12 protein-coding genes and 1 tRNA gene are annotated in these 13823 nt (G+C 49.4%); 6 read left to right on the forward strand and 7 right to left on the reverse strand.

The window, feature by feature from the left end:
- Positions 1–387 precede the first annotated feature (387 nt).
- On the forward strand, positions 388–1635 hold the full coding sequence (gene glgC / locus MR847_RS07570) for a glucose-1-phosphate adenylyltransferase (RefSeq protein WP_100425848.1): 1248 nt from the start codon (positions 388–390) through the stop codon (positions 1633–1635).
- 159 nt (positions 1636–1794) lie between these two features.
- On the opposite strand, the gene MR847_RS07575 is transcribed toward glgC, so the two are convergent.
- Positions 1795–1869, reverse strand: a tRNA-His gene (locus tag MR847_RS07575).
- 60 nt (positions 1870–1929) lie between these two features.
- The gene (locus MR847_RS07580) at positions 1930–2298 is read right to left on the reverse strand and encodes a hypothetical protein (protein ID WP_100425847.1); all 369 of its coding nucleotides are present in this window, start codon (positions 2296–2298) and stop codon (positions 1930–1932) included.
- 105 nt (positions 2299–2403) lie between these two features.
- Between MR847_RS07580 and MR847_RS07585 the strand changes: the two genes are divergently transcribed.
- Entirely contained in the window at positions 2404–3267 is an 864-nt protein-coding gene (locus tag MR847_RS07585) for a ComEC/Rec2 family competence protein (RefSeq protein ID WP_287723416.1), read from the forward strand.
- Between the two features lie 11 nt (positions 3268–3278).
- Positions 3279–5003: a hypothetical protein gene (locus tag MR847_RS07590; RefSeq protein ID WP_287723417.1), complete on the forward strand. Its 1725-nt coding sequence runs from the start codon at positions 3279–3281 to the stop codon at positions 5001–5003.
- On the opposite strand, the gene MR847_RS07595 is transcribed toward MR847_RS07590, so the two are convergent.
- From MR847_RS07595 to MR847_RS07610, 4 genes are read right to left on the reverse strand one after another with little or no spacing between them, the layout of a single operon-like run.
- Complete coding sequence (locus MR847_RS07595; protein ID WP_100425844.1) at positions 5004–5885, reverse strand: NAD(+)/NADH kinase; 882 nt, start codon at positions 5883–5885, stop codon at positions 5004–5006. It abuts the gene before it with no gap.
- The gene (locus MR847_RS07600) at positions 5882–7216 is read right to left on the reverse strand and encodes a carboxyvinyltransferase (RefSeq protein ID WP_287723418.1); all 1335 of its coding nucleotides are present in this window, start codon (positions 7214–7216) and stop codon (positions 5882–5884) included. Before MR847_RS07600 ends, MR847_RS07595 begins: the two co-directional genes overlap by 4 nt.
- Positions 7216–8325, reverse strand: a complete 1110-nt coding sequence (locus MR847_RS07605) for a prephenate dehydrogenase/arogenate dehydrogenase family protein (protein WP_287723420.1) — start codon at positions 8323–8325, stop codon at positions 7216–7218. Before MR847_RS07605 ends, MR847_RS07600 begins: the two co-directional genes overlap by 1 nt.
- Complete coding sequence (locus MR847_RS07610; RefSeq protein ID WP_241899524.1) at positions 8325–8645, reverse strand: chorismate mutase; 321 nt, start codon at positions 8643–8645, stop codon at positions 8325–8327. Before MR847_RS07610 ends, MR847_RS07605 begins: the two co-directional genes overlap by 1 nt.
- On the opposite strand from MR847_RS07610, the gene mnmA reads away from it, so the two are divergent.
- The 3 genes from mnmA to MR847_RS07625 all read left to right on the forward strand — a co-directional run bounded on the left by mnmA (position 8644) and on the right by MR847_RS07625 (position 13062).
- Positions 8644–9714 (forward strand): tRNA 2-thiouridine(34) synthase MnmA, encoded by a 1071-nt coding sequence (gene mnmA, locus MR847_RS07615; RefSeq protein ID WP_100426823.1) that lies wholly within the window; start codon positions 8644–8646, stop codon positions 9712–9714. The two genes, MR847_RS07610 and mnmA, sit on opposite strands and share 2 nt — an antisense overlap.
- A gap of 12 nt (positions 9715–9726) precedes the next feature.
- Entirely contained in the window at positions 9727–10542 is an 816-nt protein-coding gene (dapF, locus tag MR847_RS07620) for a diaminopimelate epimerase (protein ID WP_353846850.1), read from the forward strand.
- 216 nt (positions 10543–10758) lie between these two features.
- Positions 10759–13062 carry a cellulase family glycosylhydrolase gene (locus tag MR847_RS07625; protein ID WP_287723422.1) on the forward strand — a complete coding sequence of 768 codons (2304 nt, stop codon included), beginning with the start codon at positions 10759–10761 and terminating at the stop codon, positions 13060–13062.
- A 77-nt stretch (positions 13063–13139) separates the two neighbouring features.
- On the opposite strand, the gene MR847_RS07630 is transcribed toward MR847_RS07625, so the two are convergent.
- The gene (locus MR847_RS07630) at positions 13140–13817 is read right to left on the reverse strand and encodes an epoxyqueuosine reductase QueH (RefSeq protein WP_277001244.1); all 678 of its coding nucleotides are present in this window, start codon (positions 13815–13817) and stop codon (positions 13140–13142) included.
- Between the last annotated feature and the right edge of the window lie 6 nt (positions 13818–13823).

Raw genomic sequence — 13823 nt, forward strand, 5'->3', positions numbered from 1 at the left:
AACAACAACGTTGTCCGGTTCGCACATGGCGATGCATTCTTCAACCCAAGCCTTGATCTTGTTATGCTTGATGTCGTTGAGAGTGAGACTCATATAGGTAACTCCTATTTGGTTTAACGTTACGTTTCGATCATTTCGAACACGATAAATGTACAAAAAAATGGGGATTCGGAAAGTGGATAGAATCTAAAAAAGCCTTTTCCACGCCCCTTGGATAAGGGCTCCGAAACTGAGTCAGACTATTTTCACATTTTTGAAGGGACAACTCCAGCCAGCAGTCAGAATCTTTACAACGATTTTATTTGATTTTCTTGAAAATTTCCCAATTTTTGCAAAAAATAAGATAGATTAGGAGAGTATTTATCGCTTATATAGATTAGGAGCTTTATGAATTGGTCTTATCGTGAACATAACAAGAACACCCTTTGCATGATCATGGCTGGCGGTCAGGGCAGCCGACTCCAACCTCTCACCCGAGACCGTGCAAAGCCGGCGGTTCACTTTGGTGGAACTTACCGAATTATCGACTTCGTTTTGAACAACTTTATCAACTCTGGCATCTTCAAGATCAAGGTGTTGACCCAATTCAAGTCGGATTCCTTGAACAAGCATATTTCTGCAGCCTGGAACTTGAATGCAAGCCTTGACCAGTATGTAGACCTTGTGCCCGCACAGATGCGCACCGGAGGCGATTGGTACAAAGGCACCGCAGACGCCATTTTCCAAAACATCAACCTGATTACGGATGAGCGTCCGGATATCGTCGCGATCTTCGGCGGCGACCACATCTATAAAATGGATGTGAATCAGATGATAGACTTCCACCTTTCTCGTGCAGCACTCCTGACAATTGCAGCGATTCCTGTACCAGTGGAAGAAGCAAGCGAATTCGGCATCATTGAAGTCGACTCCGACAACCGCATGATCGGCTTCCAGGAAAAACCGAAAGAACCCAAGCAAATGCCGGGACGCCCGGGCTGGTGCCTCGCCAGCATGGGCAACTATATTTTCACAAGCAAGTTCCTTGTACGAGAGCTTTTGAAGCACTCTAGCGAAGGCGCAACTGACTTCGGCAAGGATATTATTCCGGCGCTTTACCCGAACTACCCTGTTTACGTCTACGATTTCAACACGAACATCGTCCGCGGAGAACGCGCAGAAACCAAGGGTTACTGGCGCGACGTGGGAACGCTTGATGCCTTCTTCGAAGCCAATATGGACATTTGCTCGGGCAATCCTCCGTTCGACCTCTACAACAACTACTGGCCGATTCGCACCTATAACTGGAACCAGCCGCCTGCCCGTTTCTTTAGCGCCGGCGACTCGGAAAATCCGGGCGCAGCAATCGACTCCGTTGTTTCTGCAGGCTGCGTAATCGGCGGCGGTCGCGTGATCAAGAGTGTTCTTTCTCCGGCGGTTTCCATTCAAAAGGAAGCCCTCGTCGAAGAATCCATTCTCTTCCCTGACGTGACGATCGGTCCGGGCGCGAAGGTACGCAGAGCCATTATCGAAAAGGGATTGCACATTCCTGCGGGTTTCGAAATCGGTTATGATTTGGAACGCGATAGCAAAATGTTCCACGTAACGCCTTCGGGTATCGTCGTTCTCGCCAAGGATACGATTATAAAAGCTTAACGCCTTGAGAACTCTAATCGAAGACGCACTTCAACCGAAGTGCGTCTTCTCTTTTTTACTCATCAATTTTCAGACAAATTCACCAACCGAAATAAGGTGTGAAATTTTAAATCTGTTTAAAACGAGAAACCCCCGCACTTCCGCACGGAGGTTTTCAAGGGTGGGTAACCGGACTCGAACCGGCGACAACCAGAATCACAATCTGGGACTCTAACCAATCTGAGCTACACCCACCATAAATGAGCGAGGCAAATATAACAAAGTTTAAAGAAAATTCAAAGGGATAATTTTGAATTATTCTTCGCGCTCTTTACGCCTCATCAAACGCATGAAGTTGGCACGCTTGAAATCATTACGGTGTTCGTTGCAGAATCTCGGGTAGATGAACTGCTTCGGGAAGACCTTGATTTCAAACAGATTGTCGCAACCTTCGAGGCAGCAACGGAACTTCAAGTCCAAAACATCTGTATAGTTGTGGCGGAATACGATGTTCTTTGCATCGATATTTTCCACATCCTTCTTCTGCTTCTGGCGATTCTTGATATCGCGGTGAATCGGGCAGTACTTGGCAATCGGGTGACCCCAAAATTCGCGACCGCAACCCGGTTCTTGGCAAATTTTGAGCTTAATGCGTTTCTTCTTTTTGTACTTAGGTAGCTGCATAGCACTTGTAAATTTACTAAAAATCCTTTTTTTTTTCAATTTTTTCCTTTCTCCGTGCTTTCGAGCGTCTTATAAATGGAGCTTCTTTTAGGAGGACCTATGCAAATGAAGCGATTTCAGTGGTATTTTGTGGGCATTTTCACGCTCGTTTGGCAAATTGGAGGCTGTTCCCAAGCGGATATTTCCACCGAAGTGGCGGATTTTGGAACGGCAAAGCTTGAATTTTTGGATGTCGGGCAAGGTTTGTCCGTTTTGATTCAATCTAGTGGCAAAGAGTGGGCGTTTTTGTACGATGCAGGGAACGACTCCACTGGATTTTGGGATTCACTGCACGTGCGAAACATAAAGCACTTGGATTGGGCGCTAGTGAGCCATTGGCATCGGGATCATGCGGGGGGATTTTTGGAATGGGACGGTTCCGTGCAAATCAATACGCTTTTTTACAGCCGAGATACCGGCGGCATTTGGTTGCGGGACAGCATTTTGAAGCTTGCCAAACGTTTTGGGACAAAAACGGTTGCAGTCGAACGCGGACAAAAACTCCCGTGCGAAGAATGGAGCTGTCAAATCTTATGGCCGACGGGATTCAAAAAAATCGGGGGAAACGATGCGAGCGCCGTTTTGCAGATTTCGGACGGAAAAGAGCGGGCGCTTTTCACAGGAGACCTGGAGAACCTGGGAGAAGCGGAACTTTTGGAACTTTCGCACGATCTGCAGGCGAGCCTTTTGCAAGTCGGGCACCACGGTTCTACGAGCAGTTCTTCGCTCCACTTTTTGGAACAGGTGGCGCCCACGCTTGCGGTCATCTCTGTGGGAAAAGGCAATCCTTACGGTCATCCGGCAAAGAGTACGCTGAAAAAACTTTCTTTTGCGACCGGAGATTCCTCCAAGATTTTACGCACAGACCTTTTGGGAACACTTGTTGTGGAATGGCGACTCAAGAAAGGTTTATGGCTAAGAAATTACTAGTTTAAGGGTCTATGGCACATCTTTTCCATATTCCTGTGATGGGAACCTGTTTTACGACCGATTCTCCCCTACGCGTGGCGCATTGGGGAATCGACTCGGCGATTTCCCTCGTCGATGACAGGATGACGGAAAAGATCGGTCTGTATTACGCCCAAAAATACGGACTGCCGTACGAAAAGGTTTCCCCTTCCGCCGAACACGCCCGAGAAAAGCGGATACAGCTCTATCTGAATCTGGTAAACGCCTTGGTGCAAAAGAATTTTGCCCGTGTAAAAAAAGCGCCTTTTACGGGAGAAAGCGAAAAGGACTTTTACTTTCAGCTATTGCCGACAGAAGATCCGCTCCGCAAGCGTTACCTGAAGATGCTCCAAATGCCTAGGGGAGACGCCCGTGATGCTGAAGAGAACGCCTTGAGTGCAGAAATGCGCCCGGGCTCTATCGATGTGAACATCATGGTGAAACTCGACCGCCCGGGCTTTGACGATGCAAAAGAAGCGCTCCGCGGCTATGCGAAATCAAACCTTTACGGAAACACGAGTCTGATTCTAAGCGCGGGAATCAACCAGGCGCTTTTCAGCGAAATGGAAGCTTTCCCCTGCTTTTACCGAAATGCGGTCGGAGGCTTTGACAAAAAAATTGTATTGAAAATTTCGGACTTCCGCTCAGCAGAAATCCAAGGTAAATTTTTAGCCCGCAAGGGTCTCGAAGTTTCGGAATACCGCATTGAGTCCGGGTTGAACTGTGGCGGTCACCTGTTCCCTGCACAGGGAGAGCTTCTACCGCTGATTTTACAAGAAGTCGTGACGAAGAAAGAGAAGCTTGTTTGCGGTTTTAGAGATGCCGTGCAAAAGTATTATACAACCCACGGTCTCGACGTAAAACGTTTGATGCCGCTGATGCCAAAATTTACAGTCCAGGGTGGCATTGGAAACTTTGGCGAAGCCGAGCGTCTTTTGCGCGATTTTGGGATGGACCGGTGCGGATGGGGATCGCCTTTTTTGCTTGTACCGGAAGCGACTCTCGTGGATGACGCATTGAGAAACTTGCTCGCCAAGGCGAGTTCAAATGACATCGTGATGAGCGAGGCATCCCCGCTCGGCATTCCTTTTAGCCATTTGAAACTCTGCCCCGCAGAAATCGACCGCGTTCAAAAAATAGAGCAAGGAAATCCAGGCGCCCTTTGTCCCAAAGGCTTTTTGCAAAACAATACCGAATTCACGGAACGCCCGATTTGCACGGCAAGCCGCGAATATCAAAAGAAAAAACTCGCCGCCATCGATGCTTTGAACATTTCCGCCGAAGAAAAGCAAAAAGCAAAAGCTCTGGTCTTCGAAAAGACGTGCATTTGCCATGAGCTCGGAAATTCCGGGCTAATCGCTCTCGGGCTTGAAAGCTCAGAAAAGGCTCCGGCAGAAATTTGCCCCGGTCCGAACCTCGCCTTTTTCGACAGAACTTACACGCTCAAAGAAATGGTGGACTTTATCTATGGACGTGGGGAAACTTTAACCACCGCGCATCGTCCGCACATGTTCGCTTTGGAAATTCAGCTGTACGCAAAGTGGTTTAAGGCTTCGGCAGAAATGGGAACTCCTTTGAAAACGGTCGCAGAGAACCTGAAACGCGGACTCGATTTAGCACTTGAAATTTCCAAGTCCAAAGCGTATCCCGGCGAAGATTTGGAAAGCATCCAGGACGCAGTCGCACATACCCTTCCGCTGATTGAACCTTATTTGTGATTACTTGATCGCGAGCTTCGGTTTTCCCGTCCAGCCGAGCTTTCCGTGAAGAGCATTGACGAAGCCCGTATTCTTCATGCGGATAAACGTCGTTACATCCTTACTCTTGGAAAGAACGAGAGAATCCCCCGCTTCAAGGACGTGCACAATTCGACCGTCAAAGACGAGTTCAATCGGCGTATTCATAATCGACGTGACACGGCATTCCGAATCCGTCGGGATGATAAGCGGTCTAACCGAAAGACTGCAAGGCGCCACCGGGGTCAAGACAAAGGCATCGACCGACGGATAGATAATTGGCCCACCCGCGGCAAGATTGTAAGCAGTAGAACCTGTCGGCGTCGAAACGAGCAGAGAATCCGCCCAATATTCCGTCAGCGGACGGCCCTTGAATTCCACGTTGATATTGACGAGGCGTTCTGGAGCATGGGCTCGGATATGCATTTCGTTCAAAACCGTTTCCGAGCAGAGAACCTTTTGCTTGTGATAGATTTTGGCATCTATCATGATGCGGTCGCGGGTCGTATAATCGCCCACGAGAAGTGCATTCAGCGCATCCGGCAAGCTTTCCACCGGCGTTTCCGTCAGGAATCCGACGCGGCCCGCATTCACGCCAAGAATCGGAATGTTGACGCCCAGCGCAATACGTGCTGAGCTTAAAAACGTACCATCACCGCCGATCGCAATCAAAAGAGAGCATTTGCGCAGAGTGCGTTCCGAGACAATGCGAATACCCTTGGGAGCGACTCCCACAAGAGAATCCACCGCATAGAACGAAATGTCGCGATGCTTTGCCGCAAACACAGAAATCTCTTCGAGAGCCTTGATGAGTTCAGGGCTCTTTCCCTTAAAGCCAACAATGCCGATTTTGGAAAACTTCATGATTGTGCAATTTCTTTTAATTTATTTACGATCCCTGGAAAAGCGACGTCGATGTTTCCCAGATTTTCAATCGTCGTTTCTCCTTGCGAGAAAAGCGAAATGACGTTAAACATCAATCCAAGAACCGGATCGTTTTCCGCATCAAACCTGCCCGCATCGAGTTCTTCTCTTCCGCGGATAACAAGTCCTTCATCATAGACGCCGATCGAAGCGCCTGTCTGTTTCAAATTTCGGGCGAGCGTTTCGCAACGAGGACGCAATTCCTTGGATAGGCTATCCGGAATGCGAAGAATACTTTCCCCGTCGGCAGTACTCGCCGCAAGAGCGATGAACGGATATTCCTCCAGGCACGTGCAAAGGATATCTTCTGCAAGGCGGCGAGAGGACAAGCGTTTATCGTAAACAGAAATCACGTCCGCATAGGCTGTGCCATAACGCTCGTGACGCGATCCAAAATCGATTTTTGCCCCCATACGGCGGAGCGCCGAGAAGGCTCCGGCACGGTCGGCCGCAACCAGAACATTTTTGAGCGTAATCTTTTTGTTTTTGAATGCCGGAGAAAGGATCGAAAGGATGACAAGGGCACAAGCTTCCGTCGGATCATTCGGCACAAAGTAGTCGTGGCTCGTCAAAATCTTGGTTTCGGAAATGACCGTTTTGACACGGCGTTCCGTTTTGATACCACGAGCCTTGGCAATACGGCGTTCGAGTTCGCTCATTTCCTGCATACCGGTCGTTTGAATCTGGATTTGCGCGCCGAAGTAAGCGAGCATTTCGACAAACGAAGAACGGACCGGGCAGCGTTCATCAAACTCGACAGTTCTACCGAGAACAAGAGCGTTCACGAGGACCGCATTCTTAGCGAGGTACGGGATGCAGCCTTCACGCGTTTCCTTGAGCAACGGAAGCACATGTTCAAAGTGGAACGAAATCGTCTTGCCCGCTTCCGTATCCGATTCGTTTTCCACCTTCACGCCGAAAACTTCAGCGAGGAAAGTCTTTGCCTTTTGAAGCTGTTCCGCAGTTCCCGTTGCAGAGAAAAGCGTTTCCGTATCCTTGGAAGCGAGAGCAAGCAAAAGCGACATGGCATTGTCACTTTCCGGAATATGCAGAAGAGCCGGAATCTGATAAGAGAATCCGACACCCGTCAGAATCGTATTCGAACCTTTTTCTTCGACCTTGAGGCCAAACTCCTGGAGCATGTTCGCAAAATGGCGAGAGCGATCGGTAAACGCAAAATCGTCCAAAGTCGTACGACCGTTCACCAGAAGGCCAAGCGCAAGCACATCTTCCGAAAGTTCGCGGTCCGGATTTAAAACGATATCTTCCATTAGCGTTCCGTTACTTCAAAATTCAAGGAGCGCAAGAGTTCTCGCGCCGCATTCGCCTGAGCTTCGGTTTTAAATGCAATCAAAAGGGTGCCTGCGATATTTTCGCGCACCTTCATAAGTTCGATATCTCGCACGTTCAGCTCTGCCTTCGCAAGCGGTTCAAGCACTGCAAGAATCGATCCCGGTTCATCTTTCAACTGTACCGTGAGCTGGAAAAAACTGTTGTTCGCATTCTTGCCTGGGGCAAAAAGCGAAGCGCGACCGGCGTTTCCCTGGCTAAAAATCCGATGCAGATAGTCTTCATCCGTCGGGAGTTTTTCAATTGCCTGACGGGTCTCTTGAAGACCTGCGATATATTCGTCCATGGCGCGAAGAATTTCCGGTTTGTTCGTTTCGGCAATATCCTTCCACATGGCCCAGCTGGATGCGGCGATACGGGTCATGTCGCGGAAGGCGCGCCCGGCAAAATGCTGGTACCCGTTGTCGAGAAGGCGCGCCGGGATGTTCGCGGCGAGGCTTGAACTTGCCATCTGCGGCATGTGACTGACCCAGGCGACCGTCTGATCGTGATGTTCCGGCGGGAAAACGACCTGCTCCGCTCCGACGAACGAAATCATTTCAGACAGAGCCTTATAATCGCAAGCAGAGGTTCCCGCAGGCGGGCAGACGAACCAGTACGCATTTTCAAATAACGACGGATCGTTGAATTCAACGGAATGTTTTTCCGAGCCAGCCATCGGGTGACTTCCCACAAAGCGGAACGGAGCCTTAAGAGCGGCACCCGCTTTGCAAATTTCCACCTTGGTACTGCCGATATCCGAAACGAGAATCGGATGGGACGGAGTCCGCTTGGAAAGCTTTTCGAGAGTCGAAAGGATGATCGAAATCGGCGTGCAAAGCAGAATGACGTCCGAACCTTCTACCCACTGATCGATTTCATCATAGCCGAACGTTTCGTCGGCGAGTTTCAATTCCTTGGCACGGGCAAGCGTCTTCGGCGAGCTGACCGCTCGAACAATGACATCTTCTTTCGCCTGCTTAAAAGCGGCGGCGATGGAACTTGCAAGAAGCCCAAAACCGACAAAAGTGACTCGTTTGAAAGAAAACATCACCTTTCCACCTGTCGAGTTTCCGTCATGATGACCTGAAAAATCCGAGCCATCGATTCCGGAGAGAGCGGACCGTCACACGCTTTCGCCTTGGCAGCGACGCGTTCCAAGATTTCCTGTTCGCGAGAGGCATCAAAAACAGGAAGTCCCTTTTCCTTTTTAATTTTACCGATTTTAACCGCATAATTTGCGCGGTTATTCAAAAGCTCGATCAGATTGTTTTCAAGCTCGTCGATTTTTTTTCGCCAGTACGCAATATCCATATAGGGAAAGTTAGAAAGTTTTTTGAAGGACTTTGGCTTTTCTATATTTTGGAGCATGAAAATCGCAGTCGGACTTTCTGGTGGCGTTGATTCCACGATGGCAGCCTATCTTTTAAAGAAACAAGGTCACTCCGTCGTCGGTGTTACGATGTCTCTTTGGGATGGAACAATTCCTTTAGAAGACCACGGTCAAAGCGGATGTTTTGGCCCAGGCGAAGCTCGCGAACTTGAAAAAACAGCAGAAGTCGCCAAACGCCTAGGTATCGACTACGAAGTCATTCCGCTTGCCGAACAGTACAAGCGAAATGTTTTAGACTATTTCCGCGAAGAATACAGAGCCGGTCGCACCCCGAACCCTTGCGTTAAATGCAATCAAAAGATGAAGTTTGGATTCTTAATTGATTGCGCCCATAAACTGCTCGACTTCGACACATTCGCGACAGGGCATTATGCACAGGTTTCCGATAACGGAAGACTCTTGCGCAAGGCGGTCGATTCTACCAAGGATCAGACCTATTTCCTTTCGCGCTTAAAAAGAGAACAGCTTTCCCGCGTGATTTTCCCACTCGGAAACCTCACCAAAAAAGAAGTCAAAACCCTAGCTGCGGAATCCGGATTTGAAGACATTGCCGCCCAGCACGAAAGTCAAGACTTCATCGAATGCGAAGATTACGCAGTTCTCTTCGACAAGGATGACATCAAGCCCGGTGACATCGTCGATTTGAACGGCAAAGTTCTCGGCCATCACAACGGTATCATTTATTATACCATCGGTCAGCGCAAAGGTCTTGGCATTGGCGGTCTCAAAGAGCCGCTTTTTGTCGTGAAAATTGACCCGCACAAGAATCAAGTGATTCTCGGAACCAAAGCCGATTTGTATTCCAAAAGCCTTAAAGCCCATGACGTCAACCGATTGCTTCTGGACGATCATGTGAATGAGGGTCGCGCCATGGCAAAGATCCGCCACGGTAAAACCCTTGCCCCTGCTACATTCAAAATCGAAGGCGATAATTTGTACGTAGCCTTCGACGAACCTCAAATGTCTGTGACTCCGGGGCAAATCGTCGTACTTTATCAAGATGATGCCGTTTTAGCGAGCGGCATTATTGATGACCACTTCACCTAGGACCCTCCTATGATCCACTTCACTAAAATGCAAGGCGCTGGAAACGATTACATCTATGTAGATAATCGAAACGGCGTGGTTAAAGACCCTACCCAGCTTTCCCCGAAAATCTCTGATAGACATTTTGGCGTCGGTTCAGACGGCCTCGTTTTGATTAGCCTTTCGGACAAGGCCGATGTGCGCATGCGGATGTTCAATCCAGACGGCAGTGAAGCCGAAATGTGTGGTAACGCCAGTCGTTGCGTGGCCCGTTTTGCGTGGGAACGTTTCTTCAAGAAAGCCAAAGACGAATTTGACTTAGAAACCGGTGCAGGCATTAAACACATCGTGATCCATCGCGATGGAGAAAACTTTAAATCGGCGACAGTGGACATGGGCGCTCCGATTCTTGAACCGGCGAAGATTCCGGTTGCCGCGGAAACGAACAAGATCACCCTCGACGGACGTGAATTCACTTGCGTTTCCATGGGAAATCCACATGCGGTAACTTTTGTCGACAGTGTTAAAACAGCTCCAGTGCACACCAAAGGCCCCGATTACGAAATCGATCCATTTTTTCCGCGCAAGTCAAACATCGAATTTTGCGAACTTGTAGACTCTACCCACGCCAAAATGCGCGTCTGGGAACGCGGAACAGGAGAAACTCTCGCCTGCGGAACAGGCGCTTGCGCAACACTTGTCGCCTGTGTTTTGAACGGAAAAACTTCTCGTGCAATTGACCTGGAACTTCTCGGCGGAACGCTCCACATCGAATGGAGAGAAGAAGATTCCCATGTGATGATGACAGGTCCAGCTGAATTTGTTTTTGAAGGGACCTTCGAAGAATAAGAAGAATCGCACAACTGTTTCAACCGTTTCGCAAAGTAACTTTTGCAAAGTAACTTTTACTTACTTCCCCTGCATCACACAGGGGAATTTGTTTTTGCTCACAAGAGAACAAAGTGGGAACAAAAAGAACCATTTGTTAATCGCATTTTACTCCCTAAAAAAAGCCTTTGACATAAATTATAGGGGTAATCCTATTTTCTCTTTGCGAGGTCTAGAATGAACTTTTCTTTCACCAAATCCGTCTTGACTGTTGGCGTACTCGCCATGAGTCTTGCAACGCTTTCATTTGGACGCGTCGGTCCTGTGAGCGCCTACGGCCAGTTGCAGGCTGGTACCAATTCCAGCGGCAAGGGCCAAATTTACGGTTCCTGTAAGGGCGTCACCAGCGGAAACGAGGTGGCGGTGCAGGGTATGAGCCTTTTCTGGAGCATCGCAAGCGACGTGGGAGCTCCTTTCTGGACTGCCGATTATGTCAGCGGTCTTGTACAGAAACAGAACATACAGCTAATTCGCGCCCCCATGGGTGTGGACGAGGACTGGGGTGCCGGTAACTACTTTAACAAGAATGGTTATTACCAAAGCCTTATGAATACAGTGGTCCAGGCGGCCATCGACAACGATATTTACGTGATTATCGACTACCATAGTCACAAGGCCAGCGACAACGTGGAAAACGCGAAGACCTTCTTCAGTTATATGGCAGAAAAATGGGGCAAATACGACAACGTAATTTTTGAAATTTTCAATGAACCCACTACCCAGTCCTGGGACACCATCAAGACCTATGCTGATACAGTTGTGTCGACAATCCGTCAATACTCCGACAATCTAATCCTGGTGGGTAGCCGCAGCTGGGACCAGTTTCCCAACGACGCATCCAGCAATCCGGTGAAGGACTCCAAGAATAACACAGCCTACACCTTCCATTACTATGCGGGTTCCCACAGCACGGGTAAAGAAGGCGCCAATGCGGTCTCGGCCATGAACAGCGGGCTTTCCGTGTTTGTTTCGGAATGGGGAACCGTCAATGCCGATGGCGGCGGTTCTGTCAGTGGGACTTCATCCACTTGGCTATCCTGGATGAATCAGCATAAGCTTTCCGGTGCCAACTGGTCTGTATCCAACAAGAACGAAGGGGCTTCTTATTTTAGTGGAAGCGCTTGGAACTATTCCGAAAGTGGAAAGTGGGTAAATACCAATATCTTCTCGAAGTTGCCTACCTCCTACACGGCTTGCAGCGGCACGACAATAACCTCCAGCAGCTCCGCGGCCAGTTCCTCGAGCTACGTGCAGCCGGCGGGAACCACCGATTACATTGACGACTTTGAAGACGGGGACAATTACGCCTTTACCGGCGGCGAATGGTATGCCTATACCGACAAAGGCGACGATGGCGCCTCTACGATTACAAACGGTCCCGGCAAGAACGGCGGTTACAATGTAGTGCTTCCCGGTTCTACAACCGGAAACTCCACCAGCTATGTGGCGGGTATTACTGGAGTCACGCTTTCCCAGGGAGGCAACAAGTACGATCCTTATGTGGCTCTCGGTGTAGGCCTGAACGAAACCCAGACCGCTTACGACCTTTCTTCTTGCACCGCCATTACATACAAGTACAAGGGTGCTGCCCACAACTTTAAGGCAGAGGATACGGCGGTCAAGGATTACGGTTACCACCAGATTACCAAGACGGCGTCTACTTCCTGGACCACCGTGACGATTCCCTGGGATATGTTGGCTCAGGAATCCTGGGCAGATGACGTGACTCTTTCCAAGAAGCGCATCGCAAAACTCACCTGGGAAATCAAGGGGAACCAGCCCAGCCTCAATTACCTCTATGTAGATGACGTCCGTTGTTCGGGCATGGCGATTGTCCCGGTAGAATCTCCGTCTTCTTCGAGCTCTGCGAAGTCCAGCTCCAGCACAAACTCCTCCTCGAGCAGTGCAGTTTCCAGTTCGAGCGCGACATCTTCGTCTAGCGTCGTCGTTTCTAGCTCCTCTGCAATTTCTGCAGCAGGCTATGTCATCAACGGTTCGACTAACCAGACGGTCGCCAAGAATACCGCTTTCGAAACCATCACGATTACGAACGTCACATCCTTCAGCCGTGAAACTTGGAACCTAGCCTCCATCGGCAACATCAACTTCACCTACGCAGGCAACAGCGTAACGATTTCCGGTACGGTAGACAGCTGGGCCACCGAAGGTTCTTACACCGAAACAATCAAGGTGAACGGCGAAACCATTACCATAAGCCTGAACGTTGTCAATGAACAAAGCACTTCGATTGCCGCGGACAAGACAGCCCAGAGCCTGCACCTTGCAGTCCTCGGCAGAACTCTCCACGTCAGCACCGCAACGCCTGTCACCGTAGAAGTGTTCGACATGCAGGGCCGTGCACTGAAGCGTTTCTTCCAGGTGAACGAATCCGTTTCGCTCGAATCGATGCAGAGCGGCTCCTACATCGTCCGCGTCCATGCAGGTTCGATGAACAGCACCCAGCGTATCTCGATCCACTAAGTTTCAACCTACAAAGAGAGAAGGGTCTCCGCTGCGGCGGAGGCCTTTTTTTCGCCCTATTCTACGCTGAAAATACGTTAAACAAGAACAGAAGACAGTTCCAGAGCTCGAGCCTTCGCCTCTTCTTCTGCAATCTGACGGTCCCGTTCCATTTTCGAAAAGACGCATCCGCAAAAATACTGGCGGTAAAGATTGTATTCCTTGCAAAGCTGCGTGGAACGGAGGAAGCCGTTACGCTTTTTAAAGTTCGACGGCAAATGCTTGACTCCGTAAAGCTTTCCCATTTCTTCACCAATATGGTTCAGCACGTCCGCATCTTTCATTGGGCTAATGGTGAGCGTCGTCGTGAAATAATCCATGCCGAGCTCTTTCGCTACTTTTGCCGCTTCGCCCAATCTGAGTTCAAAGCATTTATAACACCGGGCTCCGCCTTCGCGCTCTTTTTCAAGTCCTTTAACAGCTGCATAATAGCGTGCAGGTTCATAATTTCCTTCGAGGAAACTCACCGGGTGCTTCGCCGGAAACTCTGCCGAAAAGCGCTTTAATTCCGCCACACGGTGTTTGTATTCTTCAATCGGGAAAATGTTCGGATTGTAATAGAAAGTCGTAATGCGGAAATAATTCGAAAGATATTCCAGAACATAGGTTGAACACGGCGCACAGCAGCAATGCAGCAAAAGCGAAGGAACTTCTCCCTTGCTCTGCAAGCGACGGATGATATCATCCATCTGACGCTGATAATTAACCGGAACCATGTTTCA

This window comes from Hallerella sp., from assembly GCF_022776125.1.
Classification (GTDB): Bacteria; Fibrobacterota; Fibrobacteria; order Fibrobacterales; family Fibrobacteraceae; genus Hallerella; species Hallerella succinigenes.

Coding starts and splice junctions, on each gene's coding strand:
- MR847_RS07580 (WP_100425847.1), bottom strand. CDS start 2,298: ATGCAGCTACCTAAGTACAAAAAGAAGAAACGCATTAAGCTCAAAATT.
- MR847_RS07590 (WP_287723417.1), top strand. CDS start 3,279: ATGGCACATCTTTTCCATATTCCTGTGATGGGAACCTGTTTTACGACC.
- MR847_RS07605 (WP_287723420.1), bottom strand. CDS start 8,325: ATGTTTTCTTTCAAACGAGTCACTTTTGTCGGTTTTGGGCTTCTTGCA.
- MR847_RS07595 (WP_100425844.1), bottom strand. CDS start 5,885: ATGAAGTTTTCCAAAATCGGCATTGTTGGCTTTAAGGGAAAGAGCCCT.
- mnmA (WP_100426823.1), top strand. CDS start 8,644: ATGAAAATCGCAGTCGGACTTTCTGGTGGCGTTGATTCCACGATGGCA.
- glgC (WP_100425848.1), top strand. CDS start 388: ATGAATTGGTCTTATCGTGAACATAACAAGAACACCCTTTGCATGATC.
- MR847_RS07600 (WP_287723418.1), bottom strand. CDS start 7,216: ATGGAAGATATCGTTTTAAATCCGGACCGCGAACTTTCGGAAGATGTG.
- MR847_RS07625 (WP_287723422.1), top strand. CDS start 10,759: ATGAACTTTTCTTTCACCAAATCCGTCTTGACTGTTGGCGTACTCGCC.
- MR847_RS07585 (WP_287723416.1), top strand. CDS start 2,404: ATGAAGCGATTTCAGTGGTATTTTGTGGGCATTTTCACGCTCGTTTGG.
- MR847_RS07610 (WP_241899524.1), bottom strand. CDS start 8,645: ATGCTCCAAAATATAGAAAAGCCAAAGTCCTTCAAAAAACTTTCTAAC.
- MR847_RS07630 (WP_277001244.1), bottom strand. CDS start 13,817: ATGGTTCCGGTTAATTATCAGCGTCAGATGGATGATATCATCCGTCGC.